The organism is Pseudoflavonifractor sp. An44, assembly GCF_002161675.1.
Taxonomy (GTDB): Bacteria; Bacillota; Clostridia; order Oscillospirales; family Oscillospiraceae; genus Enterenecus; species Enterenecus faecium.
This window is the reverse complement of record NZ_NFIH01000012.1, coordinates 59,385-82,305: the sequence shown is the minus strand read 5'-3', so window position 1 is coordinate 82,305 and position 22,921 is coordinate 59,385. Positions and strand designations below refer to the sequence as shown.

Sequence of the window (22,921 nt, the reverse complement as noted above, 5' to 3'; positions counted from 1 at the left end):
GCGGCTGATGGCCGCCGGGCTTGTCCTTTCTATGTCTTCTCTTTTGGCTTCCGGGCAAACACCTCTTTGATGCCCACATACAGCATGAGCAATCCGAACAAGCGGCGCAGCAGTCCCACGTCCAGCTGCCCCGCCACCGCCCCGGCGGCGATGGCGGCGGGAATGCCCAGTACCAGGCACCACACCACCCCCTGCCACTCCACCCGCCCTCTTCTGGCGTGGGACACCAGGGCGGGGGCGGCACAGGCCAGAAAGTACATCAGGTTGACGCCCCCCGCCTGGTACTGCTCCAACCCTGCCACGGCGGTGAGGTAGAGCACCAGCAGGGTGCCGCCCCCCACGCCGCAGCCGCTGAGTACCCCGGTGGCCGCTCCCACCAAAAAGCCCAGTAGGTTCACAGCAACAACACCGCCTTCACGCCCCCATACACCAGCAGGGCCCCAAAGCCCCGGCGCAGCCAGAGCACCGGAATTTTGTCAAACACCCGACCCGCCAGCACGCCGCCTACCAGCCCCCCGGCCAGATAAGGCAGCGCCACGGCAACGTCTACCCCGCCCTTTCTGACGTAGCTGATGAGCGCCGCCACACACAGGGGCAGCACCACCGCCACCGAGGTGGCAAAGGCTTTCCGCTGCTCCAGCCCCACCCAGCCCACAAACAAGGGCACCAGAAACAGACCGCCTCCGGCCCCGAAAAAACCGTTGGCCACCCCGGCCAGCAGCCCAATGATGATGTATTTGCTCCGCTCCTTCACGCCATCACCCCCGGACTAGTGTTCCCTGCCAAACCCATTTCATGCAAAACGACAGAGGTGCAGAAGAACGTCCGGCTGTTCTCCTGCACCTCTGTGGTTGTATGCTCCAATTCCGTGTCTCTATACCCGCTGCAACTCCAGCTTTTGGTCCACATAATTTTTACCCACCGCACCCAGCAGATTGCGCCGGGTGACGATGCCGCACAGGGCGTTGCGGTCGTCCACCACGGGGACAAAGTTCTGCTCCATAGCCAGGTCCATCACCTCTTGGAAGGTGGCCCGGATGCTCACGGCGGGGCAGAAATCACTGCGCATAATGTCTCGGATTTTGGTCTGTTCCAGCTTCTTTTTGTCGGTGGAGTTCACCGCCAGGATGTGGCGGAGAAAATCTCCCTCGGTGACACAGCCCACATATCCCCCTTGCCCGTCCAGCACAGGAATGGCGGTGTAGCTGTTGTGACACATGGTTTCCAAGCCCTGCCGCACCGTGTTGTCCTGGTGCAGTACCATGGTACAGGCCTTGGGGATCATAATTTTCGCAATGTTCATGTGATGTTTCCTCATCTCACGGGGTGATGGTATGGATGCCGGACCGCTCCACAGCCTGGAGCGGTGTCCATGATTATGATAGCATAGCTTTCTTGCTTTGGAAAGGGGCTGTCCCGGATGAAAAAAATTTTTCCTCTCTTCCTCCTGACAACTGAGTTAGCCAGTGCTATCTTAATGAGTTAGCCAAATGCAACTCTAAGAAACATCAGGAGGAACGGTCCATGAATTTGACCCATGCGCAACTGGGCCAGGAGTACATCATCACCGGCATTGACACCGACGATGAGGAGTTGGACGGCTTTCTCTTCACCCTGGGCTGTTACTCCGGGGAGCCCATTACGGTGGTCTCCCAACTCCGAGACAGCTTTGTGATCTCGGTGAAGGACGGCCGATACAACATCAATCGGGATCTGGCGGAAGCCATCTCCATTTGAGAGATCAAGGAGGTATACCCATGCGCATTGCACTTACTGGCAATCCCAACAGTGGAAAAACCACCATGTACAACGCCCTCACCGGACGCTCGGAACGAGTGGGCAACTGGGCAGGTGTGACGGTGGACAAAAAGGAGAGCCCCGTCAAGCCGCAGTTCAACCCCCGTGGGGTGGACCTGGTGGCGGTGGACCTGCCGGGGGCCTATTCCATGTCCCCGTTCACCTCAGAAGAGAGCATCACCAGCAGCTATGTCCGCCAGGAGCGGCCCGACGTCATCGTGAACATTGTGGACGCCACCAACTTGAGCCGCTCCCTCTTCTTCACCACCCAGCTGCTGGAGCTGGGCATCCCCGTGGTGGTGGCCCTGAACAAGCACGACTTAAACGAAAAGAAGGGCACCAAAATTGACATCTCCGCCCTGTCCCGTGCCCTGGGCTGTCCGGTGGTGGAGACGGTGTCCACCTCTCAGAAGGGTTTGGCCCAGGTCATCCAGGCCGCTGCCATCGGGTACATTGTGAAAAAGAAAAAGTCCGGGGTCCATTGCATCGGCTGTCCCGACGGGGGCAGCTGCTCCCACTGCCAGGGAGGCGGCTCCTGCCACTGTCATAAGTGAAAAAACGCCAAACGGGCGGTTGCACAGGTTTGCAACCGCCCGTTTGATATTACTCTGGTATGCTGTTTTCTCTCACTTCAATGTTCTTCATCTATGTATCTCACATGGAGCAGATACGAGAACAATCCCTCCAGCTGCCCCCGCCGCCTATAATCCGGTTCCACCAGGTATTGAAACTGGCAGTTTTCTCTCAGATATTGCTTGGCAGCTTCTATATTTTCGATCTGGGGCTCGTTCTTATCCTCTACCAGGTATTTTTTCAAACGTGCATTGGTAGTTGGACCCATCAAATGGTTGGTGTACAGGCGACGGCGGAGGTTTTTGGTCCGTCCCACATAGAGCACCTCTCCAGTTTTCCGGTGGGAGATCACATAAACTCCGGCCAATCCCTCCTCCACTGTAGAAGGCTTGAGCTGCTCAAACGTATAGATCGGGCTATGTGCCAGGGTTTGATATACCTCCATGGCCTCTTGAAAGCGCTTTAATATGTTTATCTGTTCCATAAAAACCTCCCCAGAGAAAAGCGACACGTTGCCAGGATTCTGCAACGTGTCGCTTGGTTTACATCTGAAACATCACGCCCACCACCGCAGAAAAGGCGATGAACACAATGGGGTGGAGCTTCTTGGCGGGAGTGTAGCGCATGAGCACGAACACCAGGGCCGCCAGGGCCACGCCCATCCAGTGCACCCCCAGGGGGCTGCCCTCTTTGGCCAGGGCAATCACCGCCACTTCCAGCAGGGCCACGGTGATGAGGGCCACCGAGGCCGCCCGCAGGCCGTAGAAAATGGCGTTCACCACCCGGGACTGGCGGAACTGCTTCAAAATCCGGGCAATGAGGAGAATCACCAGAATGGAGGGGGTCACCAGGCCCAGGGTGGACACAATGCCACCCAGCAGTCCGGCGGTGTTAAAGCCCACGTAGGTGGACATGTTCACCCCCAGGGGACCGGGGGTGGACTCGGAGATGGCGATCATGTCCGCCAGCTGTCCCGAGGTAAACCAGCCCGTGCGCTGGCCCAGGTCGGTGAGGAAGGGGATGGTGGCCAGGCCGCCGCCCACGGAGAACAGGCCCACCTTGAAAAATTCGAAGAAGAGGCGCAGGTAGATCATGCCTTCTCCCCTCCCTTCTTACCGTAGATGGCCAGGCCCACCAGGCCGGACACCACCACCAGGAACACCGGGGAGCACAGAGTCCCCAGCACCTGGCCCAGGGCCCCGCCGGGCATGGGGGCCCACACCCCCACAGCGCCCGCAAGGAGCACCACCACATAGATGATCCGGGTTTTCCAGTCCACCAGAGAGGTGTTCAGCAGCTTCAACACGCTGGACAAAATGAGGGCCACCACACCCGCTCGCACCCCGTTGAAGGCGTGAACCACCACGTCCAGGTGCATAAAGTTACTCAAAAAGGCGGCGATGGCCATGATAATCACCAGGCAGGGGAACACCACCCCCAGGGTGGCCACAACGCCGCCCAGCCACCCCATCCGGTTATAGCCCACAAAGGTGGCGGTGTTCACGGCGATGACGCCGGGGGTACACTGGCCTACGGCGTAGTAGTCCGCCAGCTCCTCCTCGGTGGCCCAGCCTTTGTTGTCCACCAGCTCCCGCTGCAAGATTGGGAGCATGGCGTAGCCGCCGCCGAAGGTGCACACCCCGATTTTGGCAAAGGTAAAGAAGAGGCTCACGTATGGTTTCACGCCAGGTCCTCCCATTCCTCCAGCCACAGGCGGGCCACCGCGTCACTGGGCATCCGCCAGTCTCCCCGGGGGGAGAGGGTGACCGAGCCCACCTTGGGCCCGTCGGGCAGACAGGAGCGCTTGAACTGCTGGGCGAAGAAGCGGCGGTAGAAGTTGCCCAGCCAGCGGTGGAGGGTAGCCTTGTCATAGCGGTCGCCCAGGGCGTACACCGCCAGACGGAACACCTTCCGGGGGGAGAAGCCCCAGCGGATGGCGTAGTAGAGGAAGAAGTCGTGGAGCTCGTAGGGGCCCACCAGGTCCTCGGTCTTCTGGGCAATCTCCCCGTCCTTGGGGGGAAGCAGCTCGGGGGAGACGGGGGTATCCAGAATGTCCTGGAGCACCTCGCCCAGCTTGCCCCCCTCCTCCCGGGCCACGTAGTCCACCAGATGGCGCACCAGGGTCTTGGGAATGGAGGCGTTGACGGCGTACATGGACATGTGGTCCCCGTTGTAGGTGGCCCAGCCCAGGGCCAGCTCGGACAGGTCCCCGGTGCCGATGACCAGGCCGCCGGTGCGGTTGGCAATGTCCATGAGCACCTGGGTGCGCTCCCGGGCCTGTCCGTTTTCAAAGGTGACGGAGTGGTCCTCCATGGACTGGCCAATGTCGGCAAAGTGCTGGCGCACGGCGTCCCCGATGTTCACTTCCTGGAATCCGGTGCCCAGTTCTCCGGCCAAAATCTCCGCATTGGACCGGGTACGGGCGGTGGTGCCAAAGCAGGGCATGGTGATGGCCAGAATATCCCGCTTAGCCCGGCCCAGCAGGTCAAAGGCCCGGGCGGTGATGAGAAGGGCCAGGGTGGAGTCCAGTCCACCGGACAGCCCCACCACGGCGGTGGCGGCGTGGGTGTGCTCCAGCCGCTTGGCAAGACCTAAGGCCGCCAGGGTCAAAATCTCCTGGCACCGCTCGGCCCGTCCCGCCTCATCTTGAGGCACAAAGGGGGTGGGAGAGATGGGCCGGGTGAGTTTGGTCTCAGATAAGGTGAAGCGCACCTCCGCCCAGCCCTCGGGGTGGCGGCTCTGGAAGGTAGTCAGCCGCTGCCGCTCGTGGCACAGCCGGCCAATGTCCAACTGGGAGATGGTCAGCCCGGTGCCGAAGCGGCGCTCGGCCAGCAGGGTGCCGTTTTCCGCAATTAGGTTGTGCCCGGAGAACACCAGGTCGGTGGTGGACTCCCCTTCCCCGGCGTCGGCGTACACGTAGCCGCAGCACAGCCGCCCGGACTGGCCCACCACCAGGTTGCGGCGGTAGCTGCTCTTGCCCACAATCTCGTTGCTGGCGGACAGATTCAAAATCACTGTGGCCCCGTACTCGGCCAGGGTGCGGGAGGGCGGGTCGGACACCCACAAATCCTCGCACAGCTCCACGCCGATGCGCAGGCCGGGCACATCGGGGCACTCCATGAGGGGAGAGGCCCCGTACAGCTCCTGCCAGCCCTCCTCCAGGTGGGGCAGGCGCACCAAAAAGCTGTGGTCAAAGAACAGCCCCTCCCCGGAGGCAAACCACCGCTGTTCGTAGAACTCCCCGTAGTTGGGGATGTGGGTCTTGGGCACCACCGTCACCACCTGGCCGTACTGGATGACCACGGCGCAGTTGTACAGCTTACCCCCCGCCCGCAGGGGCATACCCAGGGCACAGAGCACCCCCAGGTGCTGGGTGGCCTGCATCACGCTGCGCAGAGCCTCCAGAGCTCCGTCCAGCAGGGTGTCCTGCAAAAAGAGGTCGCCGCAGGTGTAACCGGTGAGGCACAGCTCGGGCAGGACGAGAATTTTCACTCCCTGCTCCTGGGCCTCCTCCATCAGGCGGACAATTTCCGCCCCGTTGTGGGCGCAGTCGGCCACCCGGATGGAGGGGGTGCCCGCCGCCACGCATATCAAGCCGTCTTTCATGGGAAAACAGCCTCCTTCTTCACAATACATCGGGAAATATCATATCCTAAATTGGCAGCAATTGCAACCGCTCCCCGGCGGTTCTATCCCCCCGCTCTCCGGCATAGGTTGTGGAGAGGTGAATGCTATGCAAAAGAACAGGACAAGTGCCCCCCTGCTGCGCGGCGTCCGGCAGGGCATCGCCCTCTTCCTGACAGCTGTGGCCCTGTGGATCGTCTATCTCACCGCCGACCCCGCGGTGGCCCTTGAAAAACTCAAACAGCTGGCCCAACTGGACCAGCTCACCGCCGCTCTTGTGAATTTGGAACTGCCCTGGGACACCCAGCCCTCCACACCCCTGTGGCAGCAGGTGATTCTGGGCCAGTCCTCCCTGCTGGCCGGGGCCGCCCAGGCCACCCCAGCCCCGGTGGCCACCCAGGCGCCCCAGCCCACCGCCACCCCGCAGCCGGAAGCGGAGGAACAGGAGGAGACGCCCGAGGAGCCTCCGGCACAGACCACCACCGCCCCGGATGGCATCATTCCCAGCACCCTGAAAGCCACCGACTCCCCGGTGTATGCCACCTATGACACCGTGAGCATCCGCAACTACACCGACTACACCCTGGACGTCAAAGCCCTGCTGGAGGCCGCCCCCAAGCTCACCCCGGCTCAGGAGGGCCCCGACATTCTCATCTATCATTCCCACGCCACCGAGGCCTATACCATGGACGGCACCGACATGTATGAGGAGAGCGACAGCTACCGCACGTTGAATACCGAGCAGAACATGGTGCGGGTGGGCACCGAGATGACCAAGATTTTGGAGGCGGCGGGACTGGAGGTCATCCACGACACCACCCTCTACGACTACCCCGATTACAACGACGCCTACAACCGCTCCTCCCAGGCGGTGAAGGAGACGTTGGACAAATACCCCTCCATCCGCCTGGTCATTGACGTGCACCGGGACGCCCTGGTGGCCAATGATGGCACCATCTATAAGACGGTGGCGGGCACGGTGGAGAACTGCGCCCAGGTGATGATGGTCATGGGCACCGACTCCCCGGGCCAGACTCACCCCAATTGGCGGGTCAACCTGTCCCTTTCCGCCTCCATCCAGAAGGCCCTGGCGGATAAGTGGTCCACCCTGGCCCGGCCCATCGCCCTGCGCACCTCCCGGTTCAACCAGCACTACTCCACCGGGTGCCTGCTGGTGGAGATCGGCAGCCACGGCAACACCCTCCAGGAGGCTATCACCGCCGGGCGGCTCTTTGCCCGCACCATTGCGGACCTGTTTCAAAAGCAATAGCCTGAAAAAGGTGGAAGTAGTCTGAAACAGGCCACTTCCACCTTCTCTTTTCTCTTTTCAAGCCCTCTGGCTTGGTGGGGACGCTCCCCGCTGGGGGTTTCTTTTGAGCGGGCAAAAGAAACCAAAACCCGCTTAGGGCGTTCCCCCCTAAGGACCTCCCTGGGGTACGAGGCTGGAACTGCGTCAAGCCTACGGTCGGCCCGTCACCCTTGCTGTGGCTCCTGTCACTGCCACCACACCAAGCCACATTGGGCAGCTGGCCCTACAGCTTGGTGGTTTCCAGGCCCGGGCCTACCCCGGAGACGCGGCGTTCCCGCCGCCGGGAGCCAGCCCCTCGATAGCTGGGAACAGCGGCTCACCAGAGTAAGGCCCTGGCAGTAAAAGGACGCAGGAACAGAGAAGTGAACACGAACCATAGAACAGAAAGCCATCTATGTGACTCCACCGGGCCAAGGGCCGAAACAAGGAGGATGCAGGGACACCCAGTACCGCGGGGTGGATTCCACAAGGCGGGGGAAGGCCCCGCCTTTGGCGGTCTTTGGTGACTTTCTGGCGGCAGAAAGTCACCCCAGCGGAGCGTCCCCGGCTGGGGCGCTGGTCTCCGCCTGACAAATCGGAGAAGGACAGGCCCTGCCCGTCACCGCCTTCACCGTGCCACATAGACAGATTAAAATATGACCTGTACCAGCACCATATAGAAAATGGTCCCCCCCATGATGGAGAGCATATTGTTGCGCTTCCACAAGTGAAGTCCCACCACGGCGGCGCAGGCCAACAGTGCGGGCAGCCACTGGTCTGTGGAGGTAAAGCGCACCCCCTTCAGGCAGTACACAATGAGCATGGCAATGACCCCGGCGGGGAGATATTTGCCCAGATAGAGCACCACTTTGGGGGGCTTGCCCCCTCGGTCAAAGAGGAAAAAGGGCAGGGCCCGGGTGAGGAAGGTCACCACCGCCATCACCGCAATGGCGGCAGCCGTTTGGGCGACACTCATACCTTTTCCTCCTCTCTCTCCAAATAGGGGCGCAGCAGCAACAGCCCCGCCACCAAAATGCCCAGGGCGGGGATGAGAAACTGGCCATTCTCCGCCCCCAGGGCCAGCAGGCACACCAGAGTGCCCCCCGCTCCCAAAAACACCGGCAGGTGCCGGGAGGCAGACTGCCACTGCTCCACGGCGATGACCAGGAAGAGGGCGGTCATGGCAAAGTCAATGCCCTGGGTGTTGATGGTGATGAGGGCACCCGCCACCGCCCCAATCACCGACCCGGCAATCCAATACAGCTGGTCCAGCAGGGCGATGGCAAAGTAGAAGTCCCGGGGCTCCACCCCCTCCGGCGCCTCCACCCCCGCCAGCAGGGCGTAGGTCTCGTCGGTGAGGGAAAACATCATGTACCACTTCCGTGCCCCCATGCCCCGGAATTTCTCCAGCATGGACAGGCCGTACACCAGGTGTCGGAAATTGATGATGAGGGTCAGCAGGGCCACGTCCGCCAGGGGAGCCGCCGTGGACAGCAGACTCACCCCCAGATACTGGCCGCTTCCGGCGTAAATGGTCATGGACATCAGGGCCGACCACAAAGGCACATACCCCGCCGCCGACATCATCCACCCAAAGACGATGCCAATGGACAGATAGCCCATGAGCACCGGCACCGTGTAGGGAAAGGCGGCGGCGATGGTCTTCCGGTTCATGTCAGGTCACTTCCTTGCGCTTCTCTTTTGTACGCTATTATACGAAAGTATTCAGCGTTTGGCAAGGGCCGTTCCACTCCCGTACAAATTACCCGGATTTCTCCCCTCTCAACGGGGCAATCACCAGGTCAAATTGAGAATTTATCCGGAAAAAGCACCCCGAACCACCACAAAAATAGCATTCGAATATCTGGATATTTTGCAGATACTCCTTGAATGACCGGGTGATAGCCATGAAAATTTTATATTTTACTTACTTTTGTTCAATTTGTATTGTTAAGAAGGGAGAAAATACGTTATCTTCGTCCATATCGTTGATGTCCGTGCAACTGCATGCTAAGATTTTCCTGACAAAGGGGTTTGCAGCGCCCTGCGGACCCAGACAGCTGGTACGCTGTCAGAAACAAACGAGAAGGAGGACAAACCATGAGAAACACGTTTCTAAAACGAGCAGTGGGAGTTGCGCTGGCTCTGACCATGACCCTCAGCGCCATTCCCCTCTCACCCCGGGCTGTGGCAACTTCGGACAGCGGGAATCAGACCTTTACCAATCCCGTGATGTATGCCGACGTCCCGGATGTGGACGTCATCCGGGTGGATGACGCCTACTACATGGTGAGCACCACCATGCACCTCTCCCCCGGCTGCCCCGTGATGAAATCCACGGACCTGGTCAACTGGGAGACGGTGAGCTACACCTACGACATTCTGGATGACGGCGACAAGTTCGCCCTGCGCAACGGGGAGAGCGACTACGGCAACGGCTCCTGGGCCGCCAGCATCCGCCACTACAACGGCAAGTATTACGTATCCTTTGCCAGCCTGTCCACCGGGAAGACCTACATTTTCTCCACCACCGACGTGGAAAACGGCACCTGGCATCGGTCTGAGTTCAACGGCTACCTCCACGACGTGTCCCTGCTCACCACCCAGGACGACGGCATGTACGTGGTCTACGGCAGCGGCACCGCCCGGTGCCGCCCCGTCTACGAGGACGAGAATGGGGACATCACCCTGGGCGACGAGGTGACCCTCATTGAATACACCGGCCTGGACAACGACGGCAATCCGGTCAACGGTCCTGTGTCCTACATCTCCGAGGGCATCCACGCCTATGAGATCGGGGACTACTACTACCTGTTTATGATTCAGTGGCCCACCGGCGGACGCCGACAGGAAGTCTGCTGGCGCGCCTCCTCCCTGGACGGCCCCTGGGAGAGCCGCAAGGTCTTCGACTCCGGCCTGGAGTTTGACGGCCAGATGGACGACGCCGGCGTGGCCCAGGGCGGCGTGGTGCAGGCCGCCGACGGCTCCTGGTACGCCATGCTCTTCCAGGACCACAGCTCTGTGGGCCGCATCCCGGTGCTGGTGCCTGTGACCTGGGAGGACGGCTGGCCCGTGTTCGGCGATGAAAACGGACAGGCCCCTGTGGAGATGGACCTCCCCGGCACCTACACCGGCGAGAAGGACATAGTGGTGTCCGACGAGTTCTACAACGGCCAGCCCCACTCCTTCGCCGCCGACAACCGCAGCGTGTCCACCGCCGCGGACACCGCCACTCAGAACGCGGCAGCGGTAGAGGCCCAGCCCACCGCCGACCAAGAGGCCGAGCGGATGGAGCTCATCGTCAACGGCGGCTTTGAGGACGGCACCGAGCCCTGGGCCGTCCAGGAGGCCGCCACCCTCACCCCCGTGGACGAGGACGGCAACACCGTGCTGCTGGTGTCCGACCGCACCAACACCGCCTCCGGCCCCAAGCAGGTCCTCACCGGACAGCTGAGCCAGGGCCAGAAGGTCCAGGTCAGCGCCAAGGTCAAGTACAACGACGGCCCCGCCTCCAAGACCTTCAACTTCTGTATCCAGTGCGGCGACTGGCGCGGCATTGACGTGGTGGGCTCGGTCACCGCCCAAAAGGGCCAGTGGGCCACCATCACCGGCACCTACACCATCCCCAACGATGCGGACATGTCCTATGTGGGATGCTTCATCGAGACCGCCTGGACCGCCACTCCCGACCCCACCAACGACCTGTTCGACTTCTATGTGGACGACGTGTCCGTCACCGTGGAGGCAGAGGAGCCGGGCTACGGCATTATCGTCAACGGCGGCTTTGAAAACGGCTCCGAGCCCTGGGCCGTCCAGGAGGCCTCCACTCTGGAGATCGTCACCGAGGAGGCATTCAGCGGCTCTTATTCCGCCAAGATCTCCGACCGCACCAACACCGCCTCCGGCCCCAAGCAGGTCCTCACCGGACAGCTGATCCAGGGCCAGAAGGTCCAGGTCAGCGCCAAGGTCAAGTACAACGATGGCCCCGCCTCCAAGACCTTCAACTTCTGCATCCAGTGCGGCGACTGGCGCGGCATTGACGTGGTGGGCTCGGTCACCGCCCAAAAGGGCCAGTGGGCCACCATCACCGGCACCTACACCATCCCCAACGATGCAGACATGTCCTATGTGGGATGCTTCATCGAGACCGCCTGGACCGCCGCCCCCGACCCCACCAACGACCTGTTCGACTTCTATGTGGACGACGTGTCCGTGGTGGTGCTGCCCGACGAGAAGGAGCCTGTGGAGCCCGGAGAGAACGACGACAACGGCTCCTATCTGGACCTGGCCTGGCAGTGGAACCACAACCCCAACAACAACGACTGGTCTCTGACCCAGCGCAACGGCTTTTTGCGCCTGACCACCGGTACCAAGGCCAAGAACATCCTGGAGGCCCGGAACACCCTGACCCAGCGCACCTACGGCCCCACCTGCTCGGGCAATGTGGCCCTGGAGATCGCCGGGATGAAGAACGGCGATGTGGCCGGACTGGCCGCCTTCCAGCAGCGGTACGGCTACGTGGGCGTGAAGATGGAAAACGGCACCAAGTACCTGGTGATGACCAAGACCGAGTCCGACTCTGACCCCAACGGCACCGAGGTGGAGCGAGTGGCTCTGGACAACGGGGTCAACCGGGTATACCTCCGGGTGGACTTCGACTACACCCAGCGCAAGGATCAGGCCACCTTCTTCTACAGCCTGGACGGCGCAGCGTGGACCCAGATCGGCAACACCCTGCAGATGGCCTACACCCTGCCCCACTTCATGGGCTACCGTTTCGGCCTGTTCAACTACGCCACCCAGACCACTGGCGGCTATGTGGACTTCGACTACTTCCACGTCTCCGACCAGGGCTCCAACGGCTCTGAGACCGTCCTGAATGCCTCTCTGGACGACATCGACGACGTGCTGGGCGTGGCCTACGCCCAGGTGGAGCTGCCCGTGAAGCTGGACACCCTCCCCGACGGCGACTACACCAAGCTGGAAGCGTCCCTGAACATTCCCGACGACTTCACCGTGTCCGGCGTGGTGTTTGACGAGAAGAACGTCACCGGAGAGGCCACTTACACCTATCAGGACGGACGTCTGGTGCTCACCGTGTCCGGGGACAACGTCAACTATCAGGACAACGGCGGCACTGGCTTTGCCACCGTCCAGCTCCAACTCACCGACTACACCACCCAGAACAAGACCGTGCAGGTGCGCACCGACTACGTGCGGGTCACCGGCGGCAACGTCTCCTATCGGGTGGACAACGCCGTGTCCAACATCTCCCTGGTGAAGCTGGACTCCGAGGCCCTGGCCAAGATTCCCGGCTACTCCAACCCCCTCATCGACTACGACTTCGGCGCAGACCCCTTCGCCCTGGAGTACAACGGCCGGGTGTACGTGTACATGACCGCCGACCAGTTCGAGTACGACCAGAACGGCAACATCATCGACAACACCTATTCCAAGATCAACTCCCTCCACGTCATCTCCTCCGCCGACCTGGTCAACTGGACCGACCACGGCTTTATCCCCGTGGCAGGCCCCAATGGCGTGGCCAAGTGGGCCAACAACTCCTGGGCCCCGGCCATCGCCTACAAGCAGATTGACGGACAGGACAAGTTCTTCCTGTACTTCTGCAACGGCGGCGGCGGTATCGGCGTGCTGGAGGGCGACTCCCCGGTGGGTCCCTTCACCGATCCCCTGGGCCACGCCCTCATCGACGGCAGCACCCCCGGCACCCAGGGTGTGCCCTGGATTTTCGACCCCGCTGTCATGGTGGATGACGACGGCACCGGATACCTGGTCTTTGGCGGCGGCATCCCCGCTGGACAGGACCTGAACCCCAAGAGCGCCCGCATTGTCCGGCTGGGTGACGACATGATCAGCCTGGACTGCGAGCCGGTGATGATCGACGCCCCCTGCATGTTTGAGGACGGCGGCATCCACAAGGCCAACGGCAAGTACTACTACACCTACTGCTCCAACTTCTCCGGCAACCACTCCGCCGTGGAGGGCTACCCGGGCTACGGCATCATCTGCTACATGGTCAGCGATGACCCCCTGGGCCCCTATGAGTACTGCGGCGAGATTCTCCAGAACCCCTCCACCTACTTCGGAGTGGGCGGCAACAACCATCACGCCATCTTCAACTTCAAGGGCACCTCTTACATCGTCTACCACGCCCAGACTCTGGGCCAGGCCATGGGCATTGAGAAGGGCTATCGTTCCACCCACATCAACGAGGTGGAATACTACGCCGATGGCCGCATCGTCCCCATCCAGGCCGACCGAGAGGGCATCAGCCAGCTGGAGACCATGAGCCCCTATCAGCTCACCGCCGGGGAGACCATCGCCTGGCAGGCCGGTATCAAGGTAGAGGCCTGTGACCAGCCCGGCCAAGGCCTGTCGGAAGTGAACAACCGCGCCGTCACCGACATCCAAAACGGCGACTGGATTGCCGTGGCCGGTCTGGACTTCGGCGACAAGGGCGCTGCCTCCTTCACCGCCAGCATCGCCGCCCAGGCGGGCGGAGCTGTGGAGCTGCGGGTGGACTCCCCCGACGGCACCGTGGTGGGTACCCTCACCGTGCCCGCCGGAGACGGCACCTATCAGACCCTCACCTGCGATGCCGAGGGCCTCACCGGAGTACACAACCTGTTTATGGTGTTCACCGGAGACGACCAGGCGGAGAACCTGATGAGCTTGGACACCTGGCAGTTCACCGAGGCGGGCGAGTCTGCTTCCGCCAACAAGGCCCTGCTCCAAGCCACCTATGACTACGCCGTGAATCTGGACACCACCGGTGTGGTGCAGGCCGCTGTGGACGCCTTCCAGAAGGCCATGGACGAGGCCAAGGCCGTGCTGGACAACCCCAACGCCACCCAGGAGCAGGTGAACACCGCTTGGGATAACCTGCTGGAGGGTATCTGGGGTCTGGGCCTGAAGCAGGGCGACAAGACCATGCTGGAGCTGCTCATCCACAGGGCAGAGGGCATGCTCCCCAATGAGAGCAAGTACCTGCCCGACCACTGGCAGGAGCTGCTGGACGCTCTGGCCGCCGGTCAGGACGTGATGGAGGACGGCAATGCCCTCCAGGGCGACGTGGAGACCGCCGTGGACGAGCTCCTCACCGCCATTCTGGCCCAGCGCTTCAAGGCGGACAAGTCCATCCTGGAAGACCTGATCGGCGCTGCCCAGGACATGGACCTCACCGGATACACCGCCGAGTCCGTGGCCACCTTCCGCTCCGCTCTGGCCGCTGCCCAGGCTGTGATGGCCGACGAGAGCCTGTCGGAGGACGACCAGCAGGTGGTGAACGACGCCGTGGCCGCGCTCCAGAGCGCCATGGACGGCCTCACCGCCGAGGGCGACGTGCAGCCCTCTGAGAAGCCTCAGGAGAGCCAGAAGCCTGAGCAGACCCAGGCTCCTGAGGCCACCGACCAGCCTCAGGCCACCCAGAAGCCTGAGAACGTGCCTCAGACTGGGGACTCCGCCCAGCTGATGGGGTACGTGGCGGCCCTCACCGCCGCTGTGGGCCTGCTGGCTGGCGCTGCCTATGTGTCCCGCAAGCGTCGCAGCTAATCCCAAATCAAGCAAAAAGTACGGTCAGCGAAAGCTGGCCGTACTTTTTTGCTGTTTCGAGAGACCATTTCTTCTCCGATTTCCTGGGCAGGAACCAGCGCCCCCGCCGGGGACGCTCCGCTTATGCCCGATTTCTCCCCGATGAGAAATCGGGGAAAGAATCGCCAAAGGCGGGGCCTTCCCCCGCCTTGTGGAATCCACCCCGCGGTACGGGGAGCCCCTGCAAATTTCTCTTTGCGGCCCTTGGCCCGGTGGGGTCACATAGAGGGCATGGCAATTCTTTTGTAAGTTTCAGCTTCTACGACAAATAAAACTTCTACCACCAGGGCCTCACCCTGGTGTGCAACGGTTCCCAGTTGCCGATAGCCTGGCTCCCGGCGGCGGGAACGCCGCACACACCAGAGTAGGCCCGGAGGTGGAAACCGCCTGGCTATAGGGCCAGCTGCCCAGAGCAGCCTGGTGTGGTGGCACGACTAGGTGCCACAGCAAGGGTCACGGGCCGAACACCAGCTTGACGCAGTTCCAGCCTCGTACCTCAAGGGGGTACTTAGGGGGGAACGGCCACGTCTGAGACTTGGGAGAGGGGCGCCCTCTCTCCCACACTCCATATATTTTTCTTGTTTCCACTGCCCCTTTGCGCTATACTAGATCTAATATCAAGCAATACTACGGGAAGGTGCATGTATGAAACAGCTGCTCTTTGTCTACAACCCCAAAGCTGGCCGCCAGCGGGCCAAAACCATGCTCTCCGACGTGCTCACGGTGTTCGCCCAGGAGGGCTACCAGATCACCGTGCGCCCCACTCTAGGCCCCGGAGACGCCACCCAGGTGGTGGCGGACACCGCCGCCCACTATGACCGGGTGGTGTGCTGCGGCGGGGACGGCACCCTCAACGAGACGGTGGGCGGGCTGCTCTCCCTGCCCCAGGAGGAGCGGCCGGTTCTGGGCTATATCCCGGCGGGCACCACCAACGACTTTTCCCGGAACATCAACCTGCCCCGCTCCACCCAGGAGCTGGCCCGGGTGGCCTGCGGCGGCGTGCCCCGGTCCATCGACGTGGGGGACCTGGGCGGACGGCAGTTTCTCTACATCGCCGCCTTCGGGCTGTTCACCGACGTGTCCTACTCCACCCCCCAGGCCTCCAAAAACCTGCTGGGCCACCTGGCCTATGTGCTGCAAGGGGCGGGGCGGCTGGTGAACTTCCCCAGCTACCAGGTGAAGGTCACCACCGACCAGGGCCTGGAGATAGAGGGGGAGTTCATCTACGGCATGGTGTCCAACACCGTGTCCATCGGCGGCATGGTCAACCTGCCCCGGGACCTGGTGTGCCTGGACGACGGCCAGTTTGAGGCCCTGCTCATCCGCACCCCCAAGACCGCCAAGGACTGGCAGTCCATTCTCACCGCCCTCACCACCCAGAAACTGCCCGAAGACGGCAGCGTGGTGGGCTTCACCTGCTCCCAGGCCCACTTTACCAGCCCCAAGCCCCTGGCCTGGACGGTGGACGGGGAGTTCGGCGGCGATTACACCGACTTGACCATCTCCAACCGCTCCCGGGTACTCACCATCGCCTGCGGAAACTAACGCGCGGAAAAAGGCAAAGCCTTTTCCCACGGGAAGGATTTCAATTTCTTCCGTCACCTGCGGGTGACGGAACTCTGCGAGGCTTAAAATCCCTCCGGCCAGGCCGGAGGGATTTGTTTTTTCCTTACTCTTTCGGCCAAACCAGGGAATAGTAGTTCCGCTCGATGACCAATTTGGCATAGGTGTACTTGGCGCCCACCAGGCTCTTGACCCGGCTGACGTAGTTCTCGTCCACCGTCACACCCTCCCGGGGGTAAAGGTCCCGGTGGAGGCCTCATAGGTGCCCGCAGCAGTGATCCAGCTGCTGCCATACCCCTTGTTGGCGAACACCACCAGGGGCATGTTGCTGGAATACTGATTGGCCTGGTAGTTGGTGGCGAAAATGTCCCGGCCGGAGTAGAGCCGGGAGTCGTACTCCAGCCCGAAGAGGTTGGACAGGGTGGGCACGATGTCAATGGCAGAACAGGGGGTGTCCACCACCACCGGCTCCTCCATGCACCCGCTCCACAGGATGAAGGTATTGCGGTAGCGGGAGGTGTCCCGCTCGGTGTCGTCCACGCCGGACAGCTCTTGGTAGTAGTCCGTTCCCCCCTCTGTCAGGGCGTAGGGGTAGTGGTCGGCGGTGAGGGCGATCACCGTGTCGTCGGCAATTCCCGCCTCCTCCAGCTCCTTGACCAGGTACTCCATGGCGTACTCCAGCTCCATATTACAGGCCAGATAGGCCTGCACCTGCTCCGAGGCGTCGGGGTACTTGGCCTGAATGACCTCTTGGTTTTTCCGGGACATGGCGTTGCCCGTCCAGTTGTAGTTGCAGTGTCCGCTCACCGTCATGTAGTAGGTGTGGAAGGGGGTGCCGTTTTCCACATAGTCCTGGACGTAGCCGTCCACCGTGGCCTCCATCATCTCCAGGTCCGAGCAGGGCCACAGGTTGCTTTTCAGCTCCAGGCCGTTGCCAAGCCCAAAGTACTCATATCCCAGGTTGGGGTGGGTCTCGTCCCGGCCATAGTAGGTATAGGTGTTGTTGTGGTAGGCCAGGGTGTCATAGCCCAGCTTTTGAAACTGCCACCCCAGGGCGATGGGCATGGCATCCTTGGCGCTGACCCGGAAGGACAGGCTGCTCCCCCCGATCCAGGTGGGGATAATGCCGGTCATCACCGCGAACTCGCCCCCGGTGGTGGACTGGGTCCAGTCGGGCTGGTAGTAGTTTTCAAAGACAAAGCCCTCGTGGGACAGTTTGTACAGAGTGGGGGTAAGCTCGGGGTCGATGACCGAGGGGCAGAAGGCCTCTGCGGTGATCAGAATCAGGTTCTTCCCCTGAAAATACCCGGTGTACTCATTTTGATTGGTGGGACTCTTGGAGGCAAAGTACTGGTGCATGGCCCGGAGGGTCTCGTCGTCAGTCCCCGCCGCCAGAGCCTCAAAGTCGATGTCCAACACGTTGTCCCCGGTGGGGGCCTGGCTGGCCCCAGGCTCCGGGCTGGAGGCCGGGGTGGCGGTGGGCAGCGGGTCATCGGGGAGCAGGATATCCAGAGGAGTCTCCGGGATGCCGGTGATGGCGTAACCCAGCTCCAGGCGCAATGTGGTCAGCAGCCCGAAGTGGGGCACCGACGTATTCACCGAGAAGTCGTAGGTGTAGTAGTTCTTTTCAGCCCCCAGCCGGGCGGTGAGCACCCCCACCAGCTGGAGCACCACCATAAGCCCCGCCAGCATCACCCGCACCGGGGCCCGCTGGCCCTTTTCGTAGAGGATAACAGAGCACATGCGCAGATAGACCACAAAGGGAATGAGGGAGAGCAAGATAAAGGGGATGCGAGCCAGCACCACCTCCACCATGGTGCCGCTGAAGTCCCCCACCACCTGTCCGGCCATGCCCTGCATGTATCCCAGGCCGAAATAGATCTTGAAAAAGCTCTTGCAGCAGTACTCTACGCAGGTGAACACCGTCCACCCCGCCACCAGCACGCCGCCCAGAATGCGGGACACCTTCCGGTTGGGAATGAGGTCCAGCACCAGAAAGACCGCCAGTCCCGCCGCCAGGGAGAACAGGAAAATACGCAGCAGCCCCATAGAGAAGAAGGTGCTGTCCCCGTCAAACAGCCGCAGCAGCACCTCGTGGTAGAGCAGCATCAGCGGCAGGCTCACCGCCGACCGGAGGGGCGACCCGCTCACCCGCCGCCGACGGGTCTGGGTTTTGGGCCCAGAGGAGATCTGGGGCTTGGGAACCCGAATGGATGGAAGTTGCACATGTTTCCACTTCTCTTTGCACGTTTCCTTCCATTTCGAAAACACCCCTGGCTCCTTGGGAGCCAGCCGCTTGGGTTCTGCCATGGCTATCCCCTCATTTCTCTTCTCGCCTCACCCGGCGGTGAGGGTTTCATTGTCTACACTTTACCACGATAGACAATCTTTTTCAATCTTTGACAAATCTTTTCGGTTTTTTCTCTTTTCCCCCTGGAAAACATTGCATTTTTGCTCCGCCTGTGCTACCATGTCAGACGCAAAAAGGAGCGTGTTTGACTGTGAAGCGAATGCTGCAATGGCTGCGTGGGGAGACGGTGCTGTGTGTGGCCTGGGTCTTGGCCCTGGTTACCGCTGTTCTCGTCCCCCCCGATGCCCAATATATCAACTATGTGGACCTGCACACCCTGGGGATGCTCTTTGCCCTCATGGCGGTGATGGGGGGACTCCAGCGGCAGGGCCTCTTCTTCCGCCTGGGCCGGGCCATGCTGGAGCGCACCCACACCACCCGACAGCTGGAAGGGGTGCTCATCCTGCTGCCCTTCTTTGTGAGCATGGCGGTGACCAATGACGTGGCCCTCATCACCTTTGTCCCCTTCGCCCTGGAGGTGCTGGCCCTGGCAGGCCAGACCCAGCGGGTGGTGCCGGTGGTGGTGATGCAGACCATCGCCGCCAACCTGGGCAGCATGGCCACCCCCATCGGCAACCCCCAAAACCTGTACCTGTACTCCTGCTATGAGATGGACCTGGGGTCCTTTTTCGCCACGGTGCTCCCCTATGCCGGGGCCTGCCTGGTGCTGCTGGCGGTATTTTTGATGGTGCGCCCCTCTCAGCCCCTGGAGGTGCCCCAGGTGTCCGGGGAGGTACGGCCCCTGTCCGGGGCCCGAGTGGCCGCCTACGGGGTGCTCTTCGCCCTGTGCCTGGGTGGCGTAGCCAAAGCGGTGCCCCTGTACGTGCTGTGCCCCTTGGTGCTGATCGTGGTGCTGATGGCTGACAAACAGGTGCTGCTCCACGTGGACTACGCCCTGCTGGCCACCTTTGTGGGCTTCTTCCTCTTTGTGGGCAACTTGGGCCGCATCCCCGCCCTCACCGCCCTCTTCCAGTCCCTCATCCAGGGCCAGGAGGTGCTGTGCGGCGTGGTAGCCAGCCAGATTATTTCCAACGTCCCCGCCGCCCTGCTCCTGTCCGGATTCACGGACAACGGCGCTGGGCTGCTGCTGGGTGTGAATCTGGGCGGTTTGGGTACCCTCATCGCCTCCATGGCCAGCCTGATCTCCTATAAATACATCGCCCGCACCTTCCCCGAGAAGAAGGGGAAGTACCTGGGCCAGTTCACCGGCCTCAATGTGGCTTTCTTGGTGGTGCTGCTGATCCTGTGGGTGGTTTTACCCTAATACTGCACACCAACGCCCCGGCAATACGCCGGGGCGTTTTTTGAACTTTGTGCCGCTTCGGCGGCACACCACCATTCTTCATTCTTCATTTTTCACTCTTCATTTCTATCTCCACCCCCGTGTAATAGTGCTTCAGAATATCCTCCCAGCTGCTCCCCTGGGCGGCCATGGCGTTGGCCCCGTACTGGCTCATACCCACCCCGTGGCCGTATCCGGTGACGGAAAAGGTGAATTTGTTCTCCTGGTAGGTGACCTGGAAACAGGCCGAGCGCAGACCAAACAGGGTGCGCACCGCACCCCCGGACATCTCCACGCCCCCCACCTTCATGCTCCCTACCCGGCCGGAGGCGGTGAGGGTCATGCCGGATAGCCATCCCGCCGGGTCCCCGGACAGGTCGGCATCGGGATAGGCCTCCTTCACCTTCTTCTCCACCTCCTCCCGGGTGAGGGTGACGGTGGAGTAGTAGTTGGGCACCTCCTCCCCCTCGGGGCTGGACACGGACACCAGGTAGGGCAGACTGTTGCCCCACACCGCCTGGGCGTCCTCGGTGGAGGCGGTGGAGGAGGAGAAGAACACCGCCTGTATGGGCTTGCCGTCGTAGGTCATCACCTGGCCCGCGGTGTCGGACACCGCCTGGGTGATCTTCTCGGTGTAGCTCTGGGCGTTGTCTTTCCAATTCTCTTTGGCCTTCTGGGGGTCTATGTAGGCCTGACAGCACCCGGAGTCGGCGCAGATGTCCGCCTCCTGGTCCTTATGGGCGTTGGCACCCATCTTCCACAGGGAGTAGGTGCGGGCGCACACCGCCTGGGCCCGCAGGGCCTGGGGCTCAAAGGAGGCGGGCATCTCGGCGGCCACCACCCGCCACAGGTAGTCGGCCATGGTCATCTCCTCCACCTTCCCCTCCCCCACCAGCACCCGGACCTTCTGGCTGTTGTCCCAGGTCTGGTCTGCCTGGGCGGTCTGGGACACCACCGGGGTGGGATTGGCGGGCAGGGTCTCCAACAGGCCCTGTTCTCCCTCAGCCTGTCCCAGGGCCAAAAGTGGAAATAAAAACAGGGTTGCGACCCCCATCAGCACTCCTGCGGCAAAAATCCGGGTGGCCTCCCGGTCAATGGGCCATCGTCCCACGAGCCTCTCCTCCTCGTTTCGTCTTGACTGTTGCACTTTAATACGCTATACTGAATAGAAACCGCCCGAGGCCCATTCCGGGTCCTTCCACCCCCGCGGCTATTTAGGAGGTGCACCATGTATTCCATCAATTCCTTCGACCTCATGGATGGACGTTCCCTGTCCTTCCTTCAACATATATGCAGCGAGTATGCTCCTCAGCACCAAATCCCTGCCTCTCTGTATGAGAAGTACGGGGTAAAGCGGGGGCTGCGTAACGCTGATGGCACCGGTGTCATGGCGGGCATCACCAACATCGCCAACGTACGGGGCTATTACCTCCAGGACGGCGAGCGTGTCCCCGCCCCCGGCCAGCTCATCTACCGTGGCATTGACGTGTGTGAGCTCATTGAGGGCTTTTTGAAGGAGGGCCGCTTCGGCTACGAGGAGACCGCCTATCTGCTTCTCTTCGGCTCCCTGCCCTCCAAGGAGGAGCTGTCCACCTTCCAGGGTATGCTCAACCACTACCGCAATCTGCCCCCCGGATTCACCGAGGACATGATTTTGAAGGGGCCCAGTCGGGACCTGATGAACAAGCTGGCCCGCTCCACCCTGTCCCTATACTCCTATGACCCGGACCCGGACAACAACAACCTGGACGTGGAGCTGTTCCAGGCCATCCAGCTCATTGCCCGGTTCCCTGTCATTGTGGCCCACGCCTACGCCTGTAAGCGCCACTACTTCGACAATGAGTCTCTGGTGCTCCACCGGCCCCAGGATGGGCTGAGCGTGGCGGAGAACTTCCTGTGCTCCATCCGCCCGGATAAGAAGTTCAGCCAGGCCGAGGCCCGGCTGCTGGATTTGTGTCTGGTGCTGCACATGGACCACGGCGGCGGCAACAACTCCGCCTTCGCCTGCCGTGTCCTCTCCTCCTCCGGCACCGACATCTATTCCGCCATTGCCGCTGCCGTAGGCTCTCTGAAAGGCCCCCGGCACGGCGGTGCCAACAAGAAGGTCATGGAGATGTTCGGCCACATTGAGCGGGACGTGAAGGACTGGTCCAGCGACGACGAGGTGGCCGCCTACTTAGAGAAGATCCTCAAGAAAGAGGCGGGAGACCGCTCCGGGCTCATCTACGGCATGGGCCACGCCATCTACACCCTCTCCGACCCCCGTGCTGTGATGCTGAAACGGTTTGCCCGAGAAGTGGCGGAAGAGCGGGGCTTCGTGGAGGAGCTGGAGCTGTTTGAACGGGTGGAAAAGCTGGCCCCGGAGGTGTTCCACCGGGTCACCGGCCAGAACAAGGTCATGTGCGCCAACGTAGACTTGTACTCCGGCCTGGTGTACAAGATGATGGGCATTCCCCCCGAGCTGTACACCCCCCTGTTTGCCATCGCCCGCATTGTGGGCTGGTGTGCCCACCGGGTGGAGGAGGTCTACAACCCCTCCGGCCGCATCATTCGTCCCGCCTACAAGGCGGTGTGCCCCATGCGGGACTATGTGCCCCTGGAAAATCGGTAAGAACAGAAATAAGAGCCAATGCAGGCCCCAAGGGTCTGTATTGGCTCTTTTTGGTGTGCTGCAATGATTTCTCAGGCGCAAACCATCGTCCCTGCCAGGGACGCTCCGCTGGGCCTCAGTGATTTCCAGGCCCAATGCCTCCCTTGTGTAAAGGGAGGTGGCGCGGCGTAGCCGTGACGGAGGGATTGACGGTCTAAGTGGCCTAGCTCTGGCTTGCCAGCC

Annotated in this window: 17 protein-coding genes and 1 pseudogene; 7 read left to right on the top strand and 11 right to left on the bottom strand. The window is 61.7% G+C overall.

The window, feature by feature from the left end; translation table 11 throughout:
* Positions 1-29 precede the first annotated feature (29 nt).
* From B5F98_RS07300 to B5F98_RS07290, 3 genes are all read right to left on the bottom strand, one after another.
* A complete protein-coding gene (locus B5F98_RS07300) occupies positions 30-398 on the bottom strand; it encodes a sulfite exporter TauE/SafE family protein (protein WP_087370940.1) in 369 nt (122 codons plus the stop codon).
* Entirely contained in the window at positions 395-754 is a 360-nt protein-coding gene (locus B5F98_RS07295; protein ID WP_087234179.1) for a sulfite exporter TauE/SafE family protein, read from the bottom strand. The genes B5F98_RS07300 and B5F98_RS07295 overlap by 4 nt, the downstream gene beginning before the upstream one ends.
* Positions 755-874: 120 nt before the next feature.
* Positions 875-1,303, bottom strand: a complete 429-nt coding sequence (locus B5F98_RS07290; protein WP_087234177.1) for a CBS domain-containing protein — start codon at positions 1,301-1,303, stop codon at positions 875-877.
* A gap of 221 nt (positions 1,304-1,524) precedes the next feature.
* On the opposite strand from B5F98_RS07290, the gene B5F98_RS07285 reads away from it, so the two are divergent.
* Together B5F98_RS07285 and B5F98_RS07280 are read left to right on the top strand one after the other, a co-directional pair.
* Complete coding sequence (locus tag B5F98_RS07285; protein WP_087370937.1) at positions 1,525-1,737, top strand: FeoA family protein; 213 nt, start codon at positions 1,525-1,527, stop codon at positions 1,735-1,737.
* Positions 1,738-1,757: 20 nt separating this feature from the next.
* Positions 1,758-2,240, top strand: a pseudogene (locus B5F98_RS07280) (FeoB small GTPase domain-containing protein); the annotation flags it as partial.
* A 188-nt stretch (positions 2,241-2,428) separates the two neighbouring features.
* Here the strand turns inward: B5F98_RS07280 and B5F98_RS07275 are convergent.
* From B5F98_RS07275 to B5F98_RS07260, 4 genes are read right to left on the bottom strand one after another with little or no spacing between them, the layout of a single operon-like run.
* Entirely contained in the window at positions 2,429-2,854 is a 426-nt protein-coding gene (locus B5F98_RS07275; protein WP_087370931.1) for a GIY-YIG nuclease family protein, read from the bottom strand.
* Positions 2,855-2,912: 58 nt separating this feature from the next.
* Entirely contained in the window at positions 2,913-3,464 is a 552-nt protein-coding gene (locus B5F98_RS07270; RefSeq protein ID WP_087234175.1) for a chromate transporter, read from the bottom strand.
* Positions 3,461-4,069: a chromate transporter gene (locus tag B5F98_RS07265; RefSeq protein ID WP_087370928.1), complete on the bottom strand. Its 609-nt coding sequence runs from the start codon at positions 4,067-4,069 to the stop codon at positions 3,461-3,463. Before B5F98_RS07265 ends, B5F98_RS07270 begins: the two co-directional genes overlap by 4 nt.
* Positions 4,051-5,976: an NAD(+) synthase gene (locus tag B5F98_RS07260; protein WP_087370925.1), complete on the bottom strand. Its 1,926-nt coding sequence runs from the start codon at positions 5,974-5,976 to the stop codon at positions 4,051-4,053. Before B5F98_RS07260 ends, B5F98_RS07265 begins: the two co-directional genes overlap by 19 nt.
* 127 nt (positions 5,977-6,103) lie before the next feature.
* Here B5F98_RS07260 and spoIIP point away from each other — a divergent pair, with 127 nt between their 5' ends.
* Complete coding sequence (spoIIP, locus tag B5F98_RS07255; RefSeq protein ID WP_143482759.1) at positions 6,104-7,264, top strand: stage II sporulation protein P; 1,161 nt, start codon at positions 6,104-6,106, stop codon at positions 7,262-7,264.
* Between the two features lie 667 nt (positions 7,265-7,931).
* On the opposite strand, the gene B5F98_RS07250 is transcribed toward spoIIP, so the two are convergent.
* Together B5F98_RS07250 and B5F98_RS07245 are read right to left on the bottom strand one after the other, a co-directional pair.
* Positions 7,932-8,258, bottom strand: coding sequence for an AzlD domain-containing protein (locus tag B5F98_RS07250; protein ID WP_087234452.1), 327 nt, complete (start codon positions 8,256-8,258; stop codon positions 7,932-7,934).
* Entirely contained in the window at positions 8,255-8,956 is a 702-nt protein-coding gene (locus B5F98_RS07245; RefSeq protein ID WP_087370919.1) for an AzlC family ABC transporter permease, read from the bottom strand. The genes B5F98_RS07250 and B5F98_RS07245 overlap by 4 nt, the downstream gene beginning before the upstream one ends.
* A 426-nt stretch (positions 8,957-9,382) precedes the next feature.
* On the opposite strand from B5F98_RS07245, the gene B5F98_RS07240 reads away from it, so the two are divergent.
* On the top strand, positions 9,383-14,854 hold the full coding sequence (locus B5F98_RS07240) for a family 43 glycosylhydrolase (protein WP_087370916.1): 5,472 nt from the start codon (positions 9,383-9,385) through the stop codon (positions 14,852-14,854).
* Positions 14,855-15,538: 684 nt separating this feature from the next.
* Positions 15,539-16,438, top strand: coding sequence for a diacylglycerol kinase family protein (locus B5F98_RS07235; RefSeq protein ID WP_087370913.1), 900 nt, complete (start codon positions 15,539-15,541; stop codon positions 16,436-16,438).
* Between the two features lie 237 nt (positions 16,439-16,675).
* Here B5F98_RS07235 and B5F98_RS07230 read toward each other — a convergent pair whose 3' ends face one another.
* Complete coding sequence (locus tag B5F98_RS07230; protein ID WP_087370910.1) at positions 16,676-18,766, bottom strand: LTA synthase family protein; 2,091 nt, start codon at positions 18,764-18,766, stop codon at positions 16,676-16,678.
* A gap of 200 nt (positions 18,767-18,966) precedes the next feature.
* On the opposite strand from B5F98_RS07230, the gene B5F98_RS07225 reads away from it, so the two are divergent.
* Complete coding sequence (locus B5F98_RS07225) at positions 18,967-20,070, top strand: SLC13 family permease (protein ID WP_164488797.1); 1,104 nt, start codon at positions 18,967-18,969, stop codon at positions 20,068-20,070.
* A gap of 85 nt (positions 20,071-20,155) precedes the next feature.
* Here B5F98_RS07225 and spoIID read toward each other — a convergent pair whose 3' ends face one another.
* Entirely contained in the window at positions 20,156-21,199 is a 1,044-nt protein-coding gene (spoIID, locus tag B5F98_RS07220; protein ID WP_242961623.1) for a stage II sporulation protein D, read from the bottom strand.
* Positions 21,200-21,316: 117 nt separating this feature from the next.
* On the opposite strand from spoIID, the gene B5F98_RS07215 reads away from it, so the two are divergent.
* A complete protein-coding gene (locus B5F98_RS07215) occupies positions 21,317-22,699 on the top strand; it encodes a citrate/2-methylcitrate synthase (protein ID WP_242954949.1) in 1,383 nt (460 codons plus the stop codon).
* Positions 22,700-22,921 lie beyond the last annotated feature (222 nt).